The organism is Streptomyces sp. R-74717 (assembly GCF_047305335.1).
Classification (GTDB): Bacteria; Actinomycetota; Actinomycetes; order Streptomycetales; family Streptomycetaceae; genus Streptomyces; species Streptomyces atratus.
Window position 1 is genome coordinate 7,281,866 of record NZ_CP102361.1, and the last position, 17,705, is coordinate 7,299,570.

The 17,705-nt window shown below is 70.3% G+C and carries 16 protein-coding genes and 1 pseudogene; 12 read left to right on the forward strand and 5 right to left on the reverse strand.

Annotated features, from left to right (window positions below; all coding sequences use genetic code 11):
- Nucleotides 1–10 precede the first annotated feature (10 nt).
- A complete protein-coding gene (locus tag NRF20_RS33340; RefSeq protein ID WP_413753822.1) occupies nt 11–850 on the reverse strand; it encodes a DUF4184 family protein in 840 nt (279 codons plus the stop codon).
- A 186-nt stretch (nt 851–1,036) separates the two neighbouring features.
- Between NRF20_RS33340 and NRF20_RS33345 the strand changes: the two genes are divergently transcribed.
- The 3 genes from NRF20_RS33345 (at nt 1,037) to NRF20_RS33355 (ending at nt 4,039) form a co-directional block, all read left to right on the forward strand.
- Nucleotides 1,037–2,701 carry a lytic transglycosylase domain-containing protein gene (locus tag NRF20_RS33345; RefSeq protein ID WP_413753823.1) on the forward strand — a complete coding sequence of 555 codons (1,665 nt, stop codon included), beginning with the start codon at nt 1,037–1,039 and terminating at the stop codon, nt 2,699–2,701.
- 146 nt (nt 2,702–2,847) lie between these two features.
- Entirely contained in the window at nt 2,848–2,985 is a 138-nt protein-coding gene (locus tag NRF20_RS33350; RefSeq protein ID WP_107451335.1) for an SPW_0924 family protein, read from the forward strand.
- Between the two features lie 43 nt (nt 2,986–3,028).
- Entirely contained in the window at nt 3,029–4,039 is a 1,011-nt protein-coding gene (locus NRF20_RS33355; RefSeq protein ID WP_398629541.1) for a DUF3068 domain-containing protein, read from the forward strand.
- Nucleotides 4,040–4,233: 194 nt separating this feature from the next.
- Here the strand turns inward: NRF20_RS33355 and hrpB are convergent, their stop codons facing one another.
- Nucleotides 4,234–6,726, reverse strand: a complete 2,493-nt coding sequence (gene hrpB, locus NRF20_RS33360) for an ATP-dependent helicase HrpB (protein WP_398629540.1) — start codon at nt 6,724–6,726, stop codon at nt 4,234–4,236.
- A 64-nt stretch (nt 6,727–6,790) separates the two neighbouring features.
- Nucleotides 6,791–7,603: a class I SAM-dependent methyltransferase gene (locus NRF20_RS33365; RefSeq protein WP_398629539.1), complete on the reverse strand. Its 813-nt coding sequence runs from the start codon at nt 7,601–7,603 to the stop codon at nt 6,791–6,793.
- Between the two features lie 398 nt (nt 7,604–8,001).
- Here NRF20_RS33365 and rpsA point away from each other — a divergent pair, with 398 nt between their 5' ends.
- Nucleotides 8,002–9,513: a 30S ribosomal protein S1 gene (gene rpsA / locus NRF20_RS33370; protein WP_266362176.1), complete on the forward strand. Its 1,512-nt coding sequence runs from the start codon at nt 8,002–8,004 to the stop codon at nt 9,511–9,513.
- A 93-nt stretch (nt 9,514–9,606) separates the two neighbouring features.
- Here the strand turns inward: rpsA and NRF20_RS33375 are convergent, their stop codons facing one another.
- Nucleotides 9,607–10,569, reverse strand: a complete 963-nt coding sequence (locus NRF20_RS33375; protein ID WP_413753824.1) for a right-handed parallel beta-helix repeat-containing protein — start codon at nt 10,567–10,569, stop codon at nt 9,607–9,609.
- 336 nt (nt 10,570–10,905) lie between these two features.
- Here NRF20_RS33375 and NRF20_RS33380 point away from each other — a divergent pair.
- The 4 genes and pseudogenes from NRF20_RS33380 to NRF20_RS33395 all read left to right on the forward strand — a co-directional run bounded on the left by NRF20_RS33380 (nt 10,906) and on the right by NRF20_RS33395 (nt 14,542).
- Nucleotides 10,906–12,428 (forward strand): annotated as a pseudogene (locus tag NRF20_RS33380) (flavin monoamine oxidase family protein).
- Nucleotides 12,429–12,524: 96 nt separating this feature from the next.
- Entirely contained in the window at nt 12,525–13,463 is a 939-nt protein-coding gene (locus NRF20_RS33385) for a PAC2 family protein (RefSeq protein WP_266362178.1), read from the forward strand.
- A gap of 39 nt (nt 13,464–13,502) precedes the next feature.
- Nucleotides 13,503–14,105, forward strand: coding sequence for a dephospho-CoA kinase (coaE, locus tag NRF20_RS33390; protein WP_413753825.1), 603 nt, complete (start codon nt 13,503–13,505; stop codon nt 14,103–14,105).
- Between the two features lie 68 nt (nt 14,106–14,173).
- A complete protein-coding gene (locus NRF20_RS33395; RefSeq protein ID WP_114243968.1) occupies nt 14,174–14,542 on the forward strand; it encodes a tetratricopeptide repeat protein in 369 nt (122 codons plus the stop codon).
- A gap of 79 nt (nt 14,543–14,621) precedes the next feature.
- Here the strand turns inward: NRF20_RS33395 and NRF20_RS33400 are convergent, their stop codons facing one another.
- Complete coding sequence (locus NRF20_RS33400; RefSeq protein ID WP_413753826.1) at nt 14,622–14,843, reverse strand: DUF6343 family protein; 222 nt, start codon at nt 14,841–14,843, stop codon at nt 14,622–14,624.
- Nucleotides 14,844–14,982: 139 nt separating this feature from the next.
- Between NRF20_RS33400 and NRF20_RS33405 the strand changes: the two genes are divergently transcribed.
- The 4 genes from NRF20_RS33405 (at nt 14,983) to NRF20_RS33420 (ending at nt 17,702) form a co-directional block, all read left to right on the forward strand.
- Nucleotides 14,983–16,101 (forward strand): ADP-ribosylglycohydrolase family protein, encoded by a 1,119-nt coding sequence (locus tag NRF20_RS33405; protein ID WP_413753827.1) that lies wholly within the window; start codon nt 14,983–14,985, stop codon nt 16,099–16,101.
- Between the two features lie 129 nt (nt 16,102–16,230).
- Nucleotides 16,231–16,926, forward strand: a complete 696-nt coding sequence (locus NRF20_RS33410; protein ID WP_329838810.1) for a class I SAM-dependent methyltransferase — start codon at nt 16,231–16,233, stop codon at nt 16,924–16,926.
- 110 nt (nt 16,927–17,036) lie between these two features.
- Nucleotides 17,037–17,492 (forward strand): DoxX family protein, encoded by a 456-nt coding sequence (locus tag NRF20_RS33415; protein ID WP_266362189.1) that lies wholly within the window; start codon nt 17,037–17,039, stop codon nt 17,490–17,492.
- Nucleotides 17,493–17,573: 81 nt separating this feature from the next.
- Entirely contained in the window at nt 17,574–17,702 is a 129-nt protein-coding gene (locus NRF20_RS33420; protein WP_398629535.1) for a hypothetical protein, read from the forward strand.
- Nucleotides 17,703–17,705: the final 3 nt, after the last annotated feature.

A 17,705-nucleotide genomic window follows, 5' to 3' on the forward strand; every position in this document is an offset into this window, starting at 1 on the left:
CCCGGAGGAGTCAGGCCCGTCCGGCGGCCGAGGGTACGGAAGCGCGCGACCGCCGCAGCCGCATCCACACCCCGTACAGCACCAGGCCCACCGCCAGTCCCGCCCCGGCACCGAAGCAGGCGGTCGGGATGATGTCCAGCGGGGTGTCGATGTGCCCGAAGTACGCATACCAGCGCGCGCACCGGTGCACGACGCCGAGCAGGACGCAGACGCTCAGCAGTGCCACCGCCGACCACCGCCCCCGACGGCCCAGCACCGGCACGGACGGCGGGACCGGGCGCACCCCGGTCCGCCGCAGCCCCGAAGCCGTGAACCAGGCGAGCACGGTCAGTGCCACCGCCGAACTGCCGTACTGCACAAGCTGGAACACGGGAAACCCGCCGATGCTCTGGTCGAGCACCGGCACCAACCGCACACCCCACCGGTCGTGATGGGTGAAGGCGTCCCAGACGACATGAGTGGCGGACCCGATGACCGCCGACAGTACGAACCACCCACCGTCCCGGACATCCCACGCCCCTCGGTCGGATCCGCACCGCTGCCCTCGCACGAACGTATGCACCCGTCCCTGCCAGGCCCTCGGCAGCAGCGCCACCGACGGTTCGCGCAGCAGCAGCCACAGCGCCACCACGGCCGCGGTGATCAGCACATCGACCGTCAACACGCCCCACACCGAGTGGGTGACCCGCCCGAATTCCATGGCGCCCGGGATCGCGGTGTCCGCGTAGTACGTCATGTCGGGGGCGAACGAACCCGCGACGAGGGCAGAGGCGAGGAGCGGCCCGCGCGCCGTTCCGTCCCGCCGCATCCCCGGCAGCACTGCCGCGGCATGACTGAGTGTGAACGGCATGGCGGCAAGTATGCGTGAGCCGCCGTCGCCTGCCCGACGACCGCCGTACATCTTGCTGTCCGGAACGTGAAAAACAGGTAAGAACCAGTCAGTGCACGGTGTTCCGGCGGCACAAGTTGCCGTAGGGTCGCCTGAGTCCTGGCGCTGGGGAGCGCGGACAGCCGTCGAAGGGGAGGGGCCAGAGGTATGGCAGCGCAATTCGGTCGCCGACTTCGCAAGGGGGCGACCACGACCGCTGTGGCCGCAGTCGCCGTGGCGGCGCTCTCCGCCTCAGGAGCCCCTGGCGCAACACTGGCCACCGGGAGTGGCGATCAGCAGTCCGCCGGAACGACACCTTCGCCCGACGACACCGCGGCCACCGGCAACTCGCCGTACTACACGGACCTGCCGCCGCTGAACACGCCCAACAAGCCGGGAACCGCCACCGATCTGCCCATCACCGGCAGTGCGGAATCCGGCATACCGGCTTCGATCCTGGCCGCGTACAAGAAGGCCGAACAAACCGTCGCCGACAGCGACGCCGCCTGTCGGCTGCCGTGGCAACTGCTCGCCGCGATCGGCAAGGTCGAGTCCGGCCAGGCCCGCGGCGGCAGGGTCGACGCGAACGGCACCACGTTCTCCCCGATCCTCGGCCCGGTCCTCGACGGCCGGGGCTTCGCCATGATCAAGGACACCGACAACGGGGCGTACGACGGGGACGCGACGCACGACCGTGCCGTCGGCCCGATGCAGTTCATCCCGTCCACCTGGGCGACCTGGGGCCAGGACGGCAACGGAGACGGCCGCAAGGACCCCAACAACATCTACGACGCGGCGCTCGCCGCCGGACGCTATCTCTGCGCAGGCTCCCGCGATCTGTCCATGGCCACGGATCTCGACCGGGCGGTCCTGAGCTACAACCACTCGGACGCCTACCTCCGTACGGTCCGCTCCTGGTTCGACTACTACAAGCGCGGCACCCACGAGATCCCCGACGGCGCCGGCGCGGTCCCGCCCGGCCTCGGCGGCGGTACGGACCCGAGCCCGCACCCCGGCACCCCTGGCGCCTCGCCGTCCCCGACCCCGCCTCCGAGCTCGAAGCCGAAGCCGCCGAAGCCGGGCGGCTCCACTCCGACCAGTCCGAAGCCCACCCCACCCACGCCCCCGCCGTCCCAGACCGTCGCACGTGTGGAGAACGCCGGCACCGGCACGCTCACCGCGACTGCGGGCGACGCGTTCACCGAGCGGATCAAGGTGCGGGCCACGAACAAGCTCGGCAGTTCGCTCGCCAAGGCGTCCGTGACCTTCACCATCGCCGGTGACACGGACGCCACCTTCGCCGGCGGGAAGAACGCGGTCACCCTTCTCACCGGAGCCGACGGCACGGTCACCGCCCCGGTGCTGCAGGCGGGCGAGAAGACGGGGCAGTTCACGGTGCGGGCCGTCGCCACCGGCCGCTCGCTGCCCGCCGTCACCTACACCGCGACCGTCACCGCCCGACGGGCCGACGCGATCGCCAGGACCGACGGCACGGCACTGACCGCCGCGCCCGGCGCCGAGTTCGCCGACACCGTCGAGGTCAAGGCCACCTACAAGGGCGCGGTCGTCGCCGGTGTCGCCGTCACCGCAACCATGATCACCGACGCCGCGGAGCCGGTGGAGAACGACAAGGGCCCGTACTTCAAGGACGCGGACGGCAAGACGGTCCGTACCCTCACGGACCTCAGGACCGACACCGACGGCATCCTGAGGCTCCCGAAGATCTACGCCGACGAGACCGCCGGCACGTACAAGCTGCGCCTCACCACCGAGGGCGGCGCCACGGTCGTCATCGAGCTCAAGGTCGAGGCCCCGCAGACCCCCGCAGCCTGACCCGCCCGGCCGCACGTCACTCACGACAGCCCCTTTGCCACCACCCGGCAGAGGGGCTGTTCTACGTGTTCTCATCTCGCGCCCGCGTTGCTACGGTGCCCCAACCCTGACGACCCATCAGATCCGTGCTCTCCGGGAGGACCGGCATGCGTGCCCTCGTCGCCGCCGCCATCGGGCTGGCCGCAGCCCTCGCGCTCGTCTTCACCATCACCACGATCGGCGCCCCGCCCGGAGAGACCTCGCCCAAACCCCTGCTGACCACCGTCCCGGGCCCCAAGAACTAGCCACCGGAAGAAGCAACAGAAGCTGAGGGAGGGCACCACCACCATGCGCCGCCGAGCCAGCCTCGTACTCCTGGCCTTCGCCGTCTTCTTCGCCGCCATGTCGCCCCTGCTGCGCTGGTACGCCTTCCCCAGGCTCGCGAAGATCCCACCCAGTCAGTACCAGGAGACGGTGCTGGAGGCGAAGCCCGCCACCCTCCTCGACTACAACGACAACATGAAGGTCAAGCGGGTCCCCAAGGTCACCATCGTGCAGACCCTCAAAGGCAACGTGGAGGAGTCCGAGAAGATCGAGCGCAGCGCCGGCCGCGACGTCGTCGTCTGGGACGCCCTCAGCTACGTGGCCGGCCCGGACGGCAAGATGGTCTCCGAGATCCCCGAGCGCTACATCTTCGACGCCCACAGCCAGGCCCCCGTCCACGCCACAGGGGAATCGGTCGACGGCGATCCGGTCAGGCGCGAGGGCATCGAGTTCAAGTGGCCCTTCCTCACCGAGAAGCGCGACTACGAGTACTTCGACGCGCAGGCCCGCACCAGCTCGCCCATCCACTACAAGGGCACCCGCACCTTCCACGGCATGGACGTCTACTACTTCGAGCAGACCATCCCGTGGACCAAGGTCCCGATGCCGAAGAAGATGCCCATCAAGGGCGTCACCCCGGAACAGATCGCCAAGACGGGCATGACCCGCTGGTACACCACCAAGCGGATGTTCTGGGTGGACCCGGTCACCGGAGCGCCCGTCAACGGCGAGGAGATCCACAAGGAGGAGCTGCGCAACGCCAAGGCGATGGGCCTTCCCCAGGACACCCTCACCGTGTTCGCCGGGCACGTGAAGATGCGCGCGGACTACGTCGATTCGATCGTCGCCCTGGTCAAGTCCCAGCGCCTGCTGGTCCTGCTGCTCACCTCGTACCTGCCCTGGGGCTCCCTCGCCCTCGGCGCGGTCCTGCTCGCGCTCGCCCTGTGGCTGGAGGCGCGCTCCCGGCGCCCGGACGGCGAACTGCCCGACGGGGCACCGGCACCCGCCCCGGACCCGGAACCTACTCCCGCCTGAGCCGCGCCCCAGAGGGCCCGGCAGTAGGCTTCGCGGCGTCGCGGGGCTGGGGCACGCACCTCGCGGCGTTGTCGTCAATCACCAACGCTCCTTCCCCAAGCTCTCGGCTGCGCTCGAGCAGGGGAGACCCCATCTGATTCAATCCTCCGCCTTGCGATGCACGCACCCCAGCCCCGCTCCTTCACCCGCGCTGCCTACCGCCGGGCCCTCTTCGTGAACCGGGTCGCCTCCACCGTCGTGGGGTCCTGTGGCCACGGATGCTTCGGATACCGGCCGCGCAGCTCCGCCCGCACGGCCCGGTAGCCGTCCCGCCAGAACGACGCCAGATCCGCGGTGACGGCCGCGGGACGCCCGGCGGGGGAGAGGAGGTGGACCAGCACCGGCACCCCGGCCACCCTCGGGGTCTCCTGCAGGCCGAACAGCTCCTGGAGCTTCACCGCGAGTACGGGCTGCGCCCCGCCGTATTCCACCCTGATACGGGAGCCGCTCGGCACCTCGATCCGCTCCGGCGCCAGCTCGTCCAGCCGGGCCGCCTCACCGGTCGCCCACGGCAGCAGCCGCCGCAACGCCTGCCCCGCGTCGATCCGCGCGAGATCGGAGCGCCGCCGCGCCCGTGACAACTCGGGCTCCAGCCACTCCTCGGTACGGTCCAGCAGCGCACCGTCCGACACGTCCGGCCAGGGCGCACCCAACGTCCGGTGCAGAAAGGCGAGCCGCTCCCGCAGTTGCTCGGTCTCACGCGTCCGGCGCAGCAGCCCGAAGCCTTCGCGCCGCAGACCCTCGACCAGCGCCTCGCGCACCAGCCCGGGCGCCGGATCTTTCAGCGGGCGCACCGACAGCTCGACGGCACCCAGCCGCTCCACCCTGCGGGCCACCACATCGCCGCCGGACCAGCGGACCTCCTCGCCCGAGAACCGCAGATGCCCGGCGGCCGTCCGCGCCGTGTCCTCGTCGATGACGGCGGCGAGCCGCACCCGCGCGGACGCCGCGTGCGCGGGCCGGTCGGCGACCGCGACCGCCAGCCACGGCGCGCTGCGCAGCCCCGACCCGTCCCGCAGCTCCGCACCCGTGCCCGACACCATCAGGAACGCCCCCTCACCCCGGGCCCGCGCCACCCGCTCCGGGAACGCCAGCGCGGCCACCAGACCGACGGCTCCATCGTCCGGACCGGAACCCCCACCCACGTCCTTGACCGACAAGGACAGCCGTCGGACCTCCTGCCGCCAGCGCGCCGCATAGCCGTCCCCGCCCCGCCGGGCGTTACGCAGCGCCGCCGCCAGATCATCCCCGTATTCTCGCGGCGGCTCCTCGCTCAGCAGCGCCACCACCTCGGCCGCCCGGCGGCCGCCCACTTCGGCAGCGCCGTCCAGCAGGGCCCGCGCCAGCCGCGGATGCAGGCCGAGCCGGGCCATCCGTACGCCCCGGTCGGTCACCCGCCCGTCAGCGTCCACCGCGCCGACTGCCGTCAGCACCTCGCGTGCCGCGCCCATCGCACCCGCGGGCGGCGGATCGAGCAGCGCCAGCCCCGACGCGTCCGGATCGCCCCAGCACGCTGCCTGCAACGCGAACGCCGCCAGATCCGCGACCTTGATCTCCGGGGACGGGAACCGCGCCAGCCGCCCGTCCCCGGCCTGCTCCCAGCACCGGTACACCGCCCCCGGCGCCTCACGCCCGGCCCGGCCCGCCCGCTGCCTCCCCGCCGCCTGCGACGCCCGTACCGTCGTCAGCGCGCTCAGCCCCCGCGCGTGATCGGTACGCGGCTCCCTGGCCAGACCCGAGTCGACCACGACCCGCACCCCGGGCACCGTCAGAGACGACTCCGCCACCGAGGTCGCCAGCACCACCCGCCGACTGTCGGACGACCCGGCCAGCACAGCGTCCTGCACCGCCGCCGGAGCCCGCCCGTGTACCTGGAGCACCTCGGCGGCCACCCCCGCCAGCTGCGCCGCGACCCGTCCGATCTCGCCGACACCGGGCAGGAAACAAAGCACATCGCCCTCCCGTTCGGCGAGCGCCCGGCGCACCGTCGAGGCGACATGCGTCAGCAGCGCCGGATCGACCCGCATCCCGTGCGGCGGCCGCACCGGCCCGGCGGGCGGGGCCCAGACCACCTCCACCGGATGCGAAACACCCTGCGCCTCCACCACCGGAGCGTCCCCCAGCAGCCGTGCCCAGCCCGCCGCGTCCGTCGTCGCGGACGCGGCGACCAGCCGCAGATCGGGCCGGATCGCCTCCCGCACATCGAGAAGGAACGCGGCGACCGTGTCCGCGTCCAGATGCCGCTCATGGCACTCGTCGATGATCACCGCATCGACCCCGGCCAGCTCCTGGTCGCGCTGCAGCCGCTGGAGCAGCACCCCGGTGGTCACCACCTCCACCACGGTGTGGGGCCCCACCACCCGCTCCCCGCGGACCGTGAAGCCCACCCGCCCGCCGGCCTGCTCACCGATGAGCCACGCCATCCGGCGCGCCGCCGCCCGAGCCGCGATGCGCCGCGGCTCGGCGACCACCACCCTGCGCACCGGGCCACCCCCGGTCAGACCGGCCAGGACCAGCGGTACGAGGGTCGTCTTGCCGGTGCCGGGCGGCGCGCACAGCACCGCGACGCCGCGGTCGTCGAGGGCCCGCTCCAGGGCGGGCACAGCGGTGCGTACGGGCAACTGGTCCAGGGCGTCGGTATGGATCACGCTCCCAGTCTCGTACGAGGCACCGGGGCTCCCGTACCCCGAGACCGGTCCCAGGGCCCCCGTATCAGTCCCGCACGCAGACGAAGATCGCCGTTCCTGGGATCAGGCTGCCGCGCAGCGGGGACCAGCCGCCCCACTCCTGGTTGTTCCAGGCGGGCCACTCCGGTTCGACGAGATCGACCAGCCGGAATCCGCCGGCCACCACGTCCCGCACCCGGTCGCCCAGCGTCCGGTGGTGCTCGACGTACACGGCATTGCCCTGCTCGTCCTGCTCGACATAGGGGGTGCGGTCGAAGTACGAGGCCGCGACGGAGAGCCCCTCGGGACCCGGCTCGTCCGGGAACGCCCAGCGGACCGGATGCGTCACCGAGAAGACCCAGCGGCCCCCGGGGCGCAGCACCCGGTGCACCTCGCGGAACACCTGCACGGGATCGGCGACGAACGGCACCGCGCCGTAGGCGGAGCACGCCAGGTCGAAGGAGCCGTCCCGGAACGGCAGCACCCCGGCGTCCGCCTCCACCAGGGGGATCCCGTCGCCGATCCGCAGCGCGTGCTGCAGCTGCCGGTGCGAGAGGTCCAGGGCCACCGGGCGGGCGCCCTTGGAGGCCAGCCAGCGCGAGCACTGCGCCGCGCCCGCACCGATCTCCAGGATGTCGAGGCCCTTCAGCGACTCGGCGGGGCCGAGCAGACCGGCCTCGGCCTCGTCGAGCCCCTCCGGACCCCAGACGAAACGGTCGTCGCCGAGGAAGGCGCCGTGGTCGCTCTGGTACTCGTCGGCGTTCCGGTCCCACCAGCCGCGACTTGCCCGGCTGCTCTCGGTCTCCGACGCGCTGCGGCGAGTCGCTTCGGGTTCGGCCGCGTAGATCTCTTGGCTCATCGTGTCCGTCGTTGTAGTTTGCCTTCACCCCGCCGCACGCGGTACGTACCCAGGGGTACCCGTGAGTACGGCTCCGCACTCACGGATTGTCTCCCGGGGCCGATGTGGCCTCGGGGAACACGAATTGTGCCGGATATGGGTCGCTGTGCCCCCGGTGTGCGCCTTCGCGCATTGACCGTGCCCGGCTGCCCCCGTATGCTACAAGTTGCGCTGCGAGCCTGCGCGCCTCAGACCTAGCAGGCCGCGCTCGCGTCTGTCGTATGTCCCCTCGGTTCACGAGGCGCCTCCCGCCCAGCGGGTTCGGTGCTTCCCGGGCTGTCCGGCTTCTGCAGAGGCGATACGGGCTCCCGGCGTAGCAGTACCTACGACTCACTGTCCGTACCGGAGCCCTTTCCCACATGACGAGCAGCACCGAGACCACCGCCACCACCCCGCAGGTTGCGGTCAACGACATCGGCGACGCGGACGCGTTCCTCGCGGCGATCGACGAGACGATCAAGTACTTCAACGACGGCGACATCGTTGACGGTGTCATCGTCAAGGTTGACCGGGACGAGGTTCTCCTCGACATCGGTTACAAGACCGAAGGTGTCATCCCGAGCCGCGAGCTCTCGATCAAGCACGACGTCGACCCGAACGAGGTCGTCAAGGTCGGTGACGAGATCGAGGCCCTGGTTCTCCAGAAGGAGGACAAGGAAGGCCGCCTGATCCTCTCGAAGAAGCGCGCTCAGTACGAGCGTGCCTGGGGCACCATCGAGAAGATCAAGGAAGAAGACGGCATCGTCACCGGTACCGTCATCGAGGTCGTCAAGGGTGGTCTCATCCTCGACATCGGCCTCCGCGGCTTCCTGCCGGCTTCGCTCGTCGAGATGCGTCGTGTCCGCGACCTCCAGCCCTACGTGGGCAAGGAGCTCGAGGCGAAGATCATCGAGCTGGACAAGAACCGCAACAACGTGGTCCTGTCCCGCCGTGCCTGGCTGGAGCAGACCCAGAGCGAGGTCCGTCAGACCTTCCTCACGACCCTGCAGAAGGGCCAGGTCCGCTCCGGCGTCGTCTCCTCGATCGTCAACTTCGGTGCGTTCGTGGACCTCGGTGGCGTCGATGGTCTCGTGCACGTCTCCGAGCTCTCCTGGAAGCACATCGACCACCCCTCCGAGGTCGTCGAGGTCGGTCAGGAAGTCACCGTCGAGGTCCTCGACGTCGACATGGACCGCGAGCGCGTCTCGCTGTCGCTCAAGGCGACGCAGGAAGACCCGTGGCAGCAGTTCGCCCGTACGCACCAGATCGGGCAGGTCGTTCCCGGTAAGGTCACCAAGCTCGTTCCGTTCGGTGCGTTCGTGCGCGTCGACGAGGGCATCGAGGGTCTGGTCCACATCTCCGAGCTGGCCGAGCGCCACGTGGAGATCCCGGAGCAGGTCGTCCAGGTCAACGACGAGATCTTCGTCAAGGTCATCGACATCGACCTCGAGCGTCGCCGCATCAGCCTCTCGCTGAAGCAGGCCAACGAGTCCTTCGGTGCCGACCCGGCCTCGGTCGAGTTCGACCCGACCCTGTACGGCATGGCCGCGTCCTACGACGACCAGGGCAACTACATCTACCCCGAGGGCTTCGACCCCGAGACCAACGACTGGCTCGAGGGCTACGAGACCCAGCGCGAGGCGTGGGAGACGCAGTACGCCGAGGCGCAGCAGCGCTTCGAGCAGCACCAGGCCCAGGTCATCAAGTCCCGCGAGGCCGACGAGGCCGCTGCTGCCGAGGGCGCTGCTGCCCCGGCCGGTGGCGCCCCGGCTGCCTCCGGCGGCAGCGGTGGCGGCTCGTACTCCTCGGAGTCCGCGGACAACTCCGGCGCCCTGGCGTCGGACGAGGCCCTGGCTGCCCTGCGCGAGAAGCTGGCGGGCGGCCAGAGCTGACGCTCTGCCCCTCCGGCCGGTGATCGGCTGCAGTAGCTGAAAGTGAGGCCCGCTCCCTTCGGGGAGCGGGCCTCACTCGTATCCGCGGCGCGGTTACGGAGTGACGGTGATGTTGGTCAGGCCCTTGCCGCCGGTCACCGTGTTGCTGCTGTAGACGGTGGTCGGACAGCTCGCGCTGTAGTTGGTCACGTTGAACGCGATCTGCCTGTCGCCCGTGGAGCCGGTCAGGTCCGAGGCGTTGTTGCGGAAGACGGTGCCGCAGCCCCAGCCGCTCTGCTGGGTGTGGGTCTCGTAGCCGCTGTTGGTCGTGCGGGAGCCCTTGTTGCCCTCGACCAGGACGTCGTTGCCCTTCACATCGACCCAGGAGTCGTCGTAGTTGGCGCCGGTCAGCCCGCTGCCGTCGAAGGTGTTGCCGATGATCTGCGCCCCGGTGGTGCCCTCCTTGACGTCGACGTTCTCGCCGCCGACCCCCGGTCCGATCGTGTTGTTCAGGATCTGGACCTGGTCGCTCCTGTCGGAGAGATCGCCCGCCGTGCCGACGTAGACGCCCTCGCCCATGCCGCGGCCGTCGTGCCCGGTGTCGTAGATCCGCGAGTTCTTGATGACGCCGTTCTTGCTGGACTTGCGGAAGTGGACGCCCTCCATGTCCAGATCGTGCACGGTCACCGAATCGATCACGACCCCGGTGGCGGTGTCGGCCATGATGCCCTTCTGGCCGCCGGTGACGGTGATGCCCTGGACGGTCCAGTAGGAGGCGCCGTCGAGGTGGAGTCCGTAGCCGCCGCCGGCCGTGAGGACTGCCTTGGCGGAGCCGGTGAGGGTGATCCGGGCGGAGGCGGTGCCGGGGGCGGTCGCCTTGAAGTTGCCGGTGTAGGTGCCGTCGGCCAGGTGGATCGTGTCGCCGGGGGCCGCGGCGGTGAGGGCGGACTTGAGCTGGGCGGTGGTGCTCACATCGATGACCGTCGCCGCATCCGCGGTGGTGGCGGAGGTGAGGGCGAGGCCGCCGGTGGCGAGCGTGGTGGCCAGCAGGGCGGGGAGCAGCGTGCGGGTACGCATGGGGGTGTCTTCCCGTCGAAGGAGTTCGAGAGTTCTCGTACATGAACGTGGGGCGAGTCTCTGAACATGCTGCCCAGTGACGGTAGGGGTGAGGCGTGGTCATGTCAAGGTCTGGACCATTGTTCGTGGCGGCGTCGAGCGGGGTGAGCGGAGAGAAGCGTGCGGGAACACGAGTAACTGACGGCCTGTAACACGCCCTTGCCGGGATCCCGGCAACCTCGAGATCCGAAGGGGAGCCGGGACATGACGCACACTTCGCACAACTCGCCTGTGGTGCCGGGCACGAGCCGCCGCACGTTTCTGCGCAAGGTAGGGATCACGGGTGGCGCGGGCGCGATGTTCGCGACCACGGGGGCCCTCGGCCTCGCCCCCACGGTCCAGGCGGCAAGCCGCGAACCCGCCTTTCACGCACCCAGCAAAGGTGACTTCGCGCTGAAGGGGAAGGCTGCGGCCAAGGTCGTGATCGTCGGCGGCGGAATCGCCGGACCCACCACCGCGTACGAACTGGGCAAGGCGGGCTACGACTGTACGATCCTGGAGGCCCGGAGTCGTACGGGTGGCCGCAACTTCACCGTGCGCGGCGGCGATTCCGCCATCGACACCTACGGCAACCAGCAGGCCGCGCACTTCAGCGACGGGCGGTACATGAACGCGGGACCCGCGCGGATCCCGCAATGGATGGTCACCCTCGACTACTGTCGCGAACTCGACGTCCCCATCGAGGCGTTCACCAACGTGAACGCCCATGCCTATATCTTCAACGAGAAGGTCGGCATGGAGGCCCCGGTGCGCTACCGCACCGCCAAGGCCGGCGTGTACGGCTATGTTGCCGAACTCCTCTCCAAGGCCAATGACATGGGGGCGCTCGACCGTCAGATCACCGCGGAGGACCAGGAGTGACTCCTGGAGTTCCTCAAGGACTTCGGTGACATCGGTGACTCCCTCGCTTACACGGGCAGTCCCCGGCGCGGCTACCGCATCGACCCAGCGGCCGCCGGCACCCCGGTGAGGAGCTCGGCTCCGTGCCCTCCGCTTCCGAGGTGTTCGCGAGCGGCGTCGGCCGGTACTTCGCCTTCGAGTTCGAGTACGACCAGGCGATGCTGATGTTCCAGCCGGTCGGCGGCATGGACCGGATACCCGCCGCGCTCACCCGGGCGATAGGCGAGCGCAGGATCCGCACCGGCGCGGCCGTCACCGAGATCACCGACTCGGCCCACGGCGTCACCGTCACCTACACCCAGTCGGGCCGCACCCGCAGCATCGAAGCGGACTACTGCATCGCCGCACTGCCGCCCAACATTCTGGCCAAGACCGCCCACAACCTCGGCCCGGCCGTCCAGAGCGCCCTGGAGGCATGCAAGCCGTCCTCGGCCGGCAAGATCGGGCTGGAGTACAAGAGCCGTTGGTGGGAGAGCGACCACCGGATCTATGGCGGCATCACGGAGACGGACATGGACCTGTCCCACATCTGGTACCCGTCCTACGGCCACCAAGGCAAGCGCGGCACCATCATCGGGCACTACAACACCGGCTCCAACGCCGACGCGCACGCTGCTCTCACCCCGCGCGACAGGGAGGCACGGGCCATCGCCCAAGGCATGAAGATCCACGGTGACAAGTACCGGACGGAGCTCGCCACGTCGTTCTCCCACCACTGGCGGCAGACCCCGTATCCGGAGGCCTCCTGGCACTCCCTGTCGGGAGGCCCCGACGCACCGGCCTTCGCACCGCTCAACCGGGCCGCCGGATGCGTCTACTTCGCCGGTGACTACCTGAGCTACGCGGACGCCGGGCAGCACGGCGCGTTCACGTCCGCGCGGAAGGCGGTGACGGCGCTGCACACCCACGTTCTCGCATAGGTTCTGGCATGAAACGCCGGCTGAAGGGGCACGGTCCGGGAATGCCCGTGCCCCGCCGGGCGTTCTTCTCCAGGAACACGAGGAGGAGCGGTAATCGTGCCTGATCCGCAGAGTTTGTACGAATGGGAGCCGAAGGGACTGGCCGTCGTCGACATGGCGCTCGCCCAGGAGTCGGCCGGCCTGGTCATGCTCTATCACTTCGACGGATACATCGACGCGGGTGAGACCGGTGAGCAGATCGTCGACGGCCTGCTCGAAACGCTGCCGCACCAGGTCGTTGCCAGCTTCGACCACGACCGGCTCGTCGACTACCGCGCACGGCGCCCGCTGCTGACCTTCCGGCGCGACCGCTGGGCGGCCTACGAGACCCCGACGCTTGACGTACGGGTCGTCCAGGACGCCACCGGAGCACCCTTCCTGCTGCTTTCCGGGCCCGAGCCGGACGTGGAGTGGGAGCGCTTCGCCGCCGCTGTCGAGCAGATCGTCGAACGCCTCGGTGTCCGCCTCGCGGTGAACTTCCACGGCATCCCGATGGGCGTCCCGCACACCCGTCCCGTCGGCCTCACCGCGCACGGCAACCGCACGGACCTCATGCCCGGCCATCGCAATCCGTTCGACGAGGCGCAGGTGCCCGGCTCCGCCGAGGCGCTGGTGGAGTACCGGCTGATGGAGGCCGGACACGACGTCCTCGGTGTCGCCGCCCATGTGCCGCACTACGTCGCCCGTTCCGCCTACCCGGACGCGGCGCTCACCGCCCTGGAGTCGATCACGGCCGCGACCGGCCTGGTCCTGCCGACCGTCGCCCATGCGCTGCGCACGGAGGCCCACCGCACCCAGACGGAGATCGACCGGCAGATCGGCCAGGGCGACGAGGAGCTCGTCTCGCTCGTGGAGGGCCTTGAGCACCAGTACGACGCGGTCGCGGGCTCCGAGACCCGGGGCAACCTGGTCGCCGAGCCGGTCGACCTGCCGTCCGCCGACGAGATCGGTCTCGAATTCGAGCGATTCCTCGCGGAGCGCGAGGGGGACGCCTGACCGGCCGCGCCCGTCACCCCTCGTACTAGGCTGCCCGGCATGCTGAAAGTGGGCCTGACCGGTGGGATCGGCGCCGGCAAGAGTGAAGTGTCACGGCTGCTCGTCGGATACGGAGCGGTGCTGATCGACGCGGACCGGATCGCCCGGGAGGTCGTCGAGCCGGGGACCCCCGGTCTCACGGCCGTCGTCGACGCGTTCGGTGCCGGCATCCTCACCGCCGAAGGCGCCCTGGACCGGCCGAAGCTCGGCTCGATCGTCTTCTCCGACGCCGACCGGCTCGCCACTCTCAACGCGATCGTCCACCCGCTGGTAGGCGCCCGCTCCGCCGAGCTGGAGCGGGCCGCGGGCCCCGACTCGGTCGTCGTCCATGACGTCCCCCTCCTCACGGAGAACGGCCTCGCCCCGCTCTACGACCTGGTCGTCGTCGTGGACGCCAGTCCCGAGACCCAGCTCGACCGGCTCGTACGGCTGCGCGGCATGACCGAGTCCGAGGCCCGCGCCCGCATGGCCGCGCAGGCGACCCGGGAGCAGCGGCGTGCCGTGGCCGATCTGATCGTGGACAACGACGGACCGATGGAGGAACTGGAGCCGCAGGTCCGCAAGGTCTGGTCGAAGCTGACCCAGCGGGCCGTGGCCGGCTGATTTCCGTATCGGAATACCGGACAGCGGCCGGACGTTGAGAACCCGGTAGCGAAGGGAAGGATGCGATCGTGCCCGAGAGGACTCCGGAAACCAACGTCATCGACTTCCGCGCGGCCGAACACCTGTTGGCGGCGCACGACCCCCGGGGCGCGGTCAAGCTCCTGGACTCGGTGATCGCGTCCCATCCGGAGAGCACCGCCGCCCGGCTGCTGCGGGCCCGCGCCTTCTTCGCCGCCGCCCAACTGCGCCCTGCCGAGCTCGAATTCGAACTCGTCCTGGAGCGCGAACCGGACAACGCCTTCGCGCACTTCGCGCTCGCCCGCACCTTCGAGCGCTCCGGCCGCTCCGACCGGGCCGCCCGCCACTTCCGGCTGGCCGCCGCACTCGACCCGAACCCGGAGTATCTGAAGGCGGCCCGCTTCCGTACGGAGAGTTGACCGCTCCGTACGGAGGGCTGACGCCCAGTGCCGGGCCCCGCCGTGCACGGCTGCTCGTCCCGGCCCCGGCGTGTCCGCGTCAGTGCCCGTACCTGCCGCGTCCGCCGTGGTCGGGTTCGTACGGCGGGATGTTGCGGCCCGGCTGGTAGTGCGGGCCCTGGCGGATGTGGTGGACGATCACCGCGATGTCCACGAGGACCAGCAGGAGCAGCAGACCGCAGGCCGCGGCCCAGCCCGGGCGGTCTGTCAGTGTGAACGCAGCCAGGCCGAAGACGGCCCAGGCCAGCCCCCATAGACTCAAGCAGAGCCGCAGCCGCAGAGGACTGCGTGCAGTCGTCGGTTCATTACCGGTACGCATGGCGATCGCCTCTCCTACCAGGATGGACCCGCGACGGTGTTTTGGGACATGTCGACGTCGGATCGGATTGAGGGGATCGTGCGTGAACGGCACATCGTGGGGGGACCGTACCGGCCGCAGGGCGAGGGTCCGGGGCTGTCTGCTGGGCGGGGCGATCGGGGACGCCCTGGGGAACCCGGTGGAGTTCCTTTCGCTCGCCGGTATCCGCCGCGCGCACGGTGAACACGGTGTGCAAGGCCTTCTCCCGGACGAGGAGGGGGTCGTCGGACGTGTCACGGACGATACGCAGATGACCCTGTTCACGGCCGAAGGACTGATCAGGGCCCATTCCCGGGCGATGTCGAAGGGTATCGGCGGCGCCGAGGTCGGGATCGTGCGGAACGCCTATCTGCGCTGGCTGGACACCCAGAACCACCCCACTCCGCCGGCCGGTGGAGCCGACAATCCGGTACGGACCGGCCGGCTCAGGCAGCAGCCCTGGCTGTACGCGCGCCGGGCCCCCGGCAACGCCTGTCTGACGGGGCTCGCGACCGGCCATGTCCCCGAACCGACGGGGCGGCTCGGTGAGCCCGGTCCCGTCAACACCGGGTCCAAGGGGTGCGGCACGGTGATGCGGTCCGCCCCCTTCGGGCTGGTGGGGGAGGACGCCCAGGTGGGCTTCCGGCTCGCCTACTGGTGCGCGCAGATCACCCATGGCCACCCGACCGGTGCGTACGCGGCCGGGGCGTTCGCCGCGATCGTCGCCCATCTTCTGGAGGGCGACTCGATGGCGGGTGCGGTGCTGCGGGCCATGGAGCTGCTTGGCCGCCACCCGGGGCACGAGGAGACGACGGCGGCGCTGCGGGCGGCCGTCGACCTGGCCGCCGAGGGCGAGCCGACCGCCGAGAAGGTGGAGAAGCTCGGCGCGGGCTGGGTCGCCGAGGAGGCCCTTGCCATCGCCGTGTACTGCGCCCTCGTGCTGCCGGGCGCCGATCAGGTGGCCCAGTCGCTGCTGCTCTCGGTCAACCACTCGGGCGACAGCGACTCCACCGGTGCGATCTGCGGCAATCTGCTCGGCACGCGCCACGGAGACGTACACCTTCCGCCGTCCTGGCTGGTGGCGACCGAAGGGCGAGCGCTGATCACCGAGGTGGCCGACGATCTGTGCGTGGAGTTCGAGCACGCGGTCGTGTGGCCGGCCGACCGCTACCCGGTGTACTGACGGTCGACCCGTACCTTGCGCGCCGACGACCTGTCGGTGCGTCACCGCCTCCCTGGTCGCCTGTCGCTCGGTGTGACGGGAAGACCGCGTGGCAGGAACGACCATCAACGGCCGTTCGTTCGGCTGTACATGAGCGGACGACTGGTGCGTGAGGGATATTCAGGGACGGGCCCCGGCGCGATCACGCCGGACGGCTGTGCGGTCGAACTGTACAGACGGCTGTCCGTCGGCGACGAACCGGAGGTGATCGCGGCGGCCGTACCCGCCGGGGCAAGCATTCTGGAACTGGGCTGCGGGGCGGGCCGGGTGACCCATCCGCTGATCGAGCGAGGCTTCGACGTCACCGCCGTGGACGAGTCGGCACAGATGCTGGAGCACATCCGCGGCGCCCGCACCGTACAGAGCCCCATCGAGTCGTTGGACCTCGGTGACGAGACGTTCGACGTGGTGATGCTGGCGTCGTTCCTGGTGCACACGAGCGAGCACCGGGTGCGTGACGGGATGCTGCGTGTCTGCCGGAACCACGTCAAGGACGGCGGGGCCGTACTCATCCAGCGCGAGGGCGCCGACTACCACACCAACCTGCCGCGGGAACGGGTCGATCCGGGCGGCTACACCGTACGGATCGTCTCGGCCGAGCCCGTGGGGGACGGGGTGGACTCGGTGCATGCCGAGTACCTTTTCGACGATGCGCGGTGGACCCAGACATTCCTGTCGCGGGAGCTGTCGAAGGAGCAGTTCGAGGGATACCTGGAGGCGGCGGGTCTGACCGTCGACCGGTATCTCACGGATGACGGGATCTGGGTGCGGGCCCTGCCGAAGTAGCTCCTCGGAGCGAAGGGGATCCGCGGTCCGGGAAGCGATGAGTTCCGGACCGCGGACCGGTCTACCTCTTCGTAGGCAACACCGCGCGAAGTTTTCCCGAGGAGACCCAGATGTCCGAGTGCACACCGGTCCGGAGCACCCCCACTGCCGCCCTTGCCACCTCTTCCGAGACCCGAGCCGGGGGTCGCAGCCGCGGGGCCGTCGCACTGACCGCCGCACGCGTCGTTCTTGCCCTGTTCTTCGGGTTCAGCGCGTTCGCCAAGCTGATCGCCCATGAGACGGCGATCGAGTCCTTCGACCGGATGGGCTGGAACCAGGCCGCGATGTACACCATCGGAGGGCTGGAGATGGCGGGGGCCATTGCCCTGTTGATCCCGGTCCTGGCAGGAGTGGCGGCCATGGCCTTCTGCGGACTGATGGCCGGTGCCTCCATCGTCCAACTGACGCTGCTCGACCGGATGAACGCGATCATGCCGGCGCTGCTCATCGTGCTGCTCGTCCTGATCGCCCGGGAGCGGCGGGGTCGTACGGCGGATCTGGTCGCGCTCGTCCGCAGGCGTGCATAGCGGCCACGGAGCGGGCTCTCGTCCACGTCGGCGGCCCGGCACCGAGCGGCATCCGCGGGCGATGGTGGGCGCGCGGGCGAGGTGCACAGCACGATCAGCGGGACGCCCAGCATCGGCGGCCCGGTGATCCAGGCCGCCGAGATCGGCTCCATCAACTTCGGCAGCGAGCGCCGGCGGGCACCCTTCAGCGGCCTTCCGCTCTGCGTGTGACCG

Excerpts from the sequence above, each read along its gene's own strand:
- NRF20_RS33340 (WP_413753822.1), bottom strand. The coding sequence starts at position 850 with ATGCCGTTCACACTCAGTCATGCCGCGGCAGTGCTGCCGGGGATGCGG.
- NRF20_RS33345 (WP_413753823.1), top strand. The coding sequence starts at position 1,037 with ATGGCAGCGCAATTCGGTCGCCGACTTCGCAAGGGGGCGACCACGACC.
- NRF20_RS33350 (WP_107451335.1), top strand. The coding sequence starts at position 2,848 with ATGCGTGCCCTCGTCGCCGCCGCCATCGGGCTGGCCGCAGCCCTCGCG.
- NRF20_RS33355 (WP_398629541.1), top strand. The coding sequence starts at position 3,029 with ATGCGCCGCCGAGCCAGCCTCGTACTCCTGGCCTTCGCCGTCTTCTTC.
- NRF20_RS33365 (WP_398629539.1), bottom strand. The coding sequence starts at position 7,603 with ATGAGCCAAGAGATCTACGCGGCCGAACCCGAAGCGACTCGCCGCAGC.
- rpsA (WP_266362176.1), top strand. The coding sequence starts at position 8,002 with ATGACGAGCAGCACCGAGACCACCGCCACCACCCCGCAGGTTGCGGTC.
- NRF20_RS33375 (WP_413753824.1), bottom strand. The coding sequence starts at position 10,569 with ATGCGTACCCGCACGCTGCTCCCCGCCCTGCTGGCCACCACGCTCGCC.
- coaE (WP_413753825.1), top strand. The coding sequence starts at position 13,503 with ATGCTGAAAGTGGGCCTGACCGGTGGGATCGGCGCCGGCAAGAGTGAA.
- NRF20_RS33410 (WP_329838810.1), top strand. The coding sequence starts at position 16,231 with ATGAGCGGACGACTGGTGCGTGAGGGATATTCAGGGACGGGCCCCGGC.
- NRF20_RS33415 (WP_266362189.1), top strand. The coding sequence starts at position 17,037 with ATGTCCGAGTGCACACCGGTCCGGAGCACCCCCACTGCCGCCCTTGCC.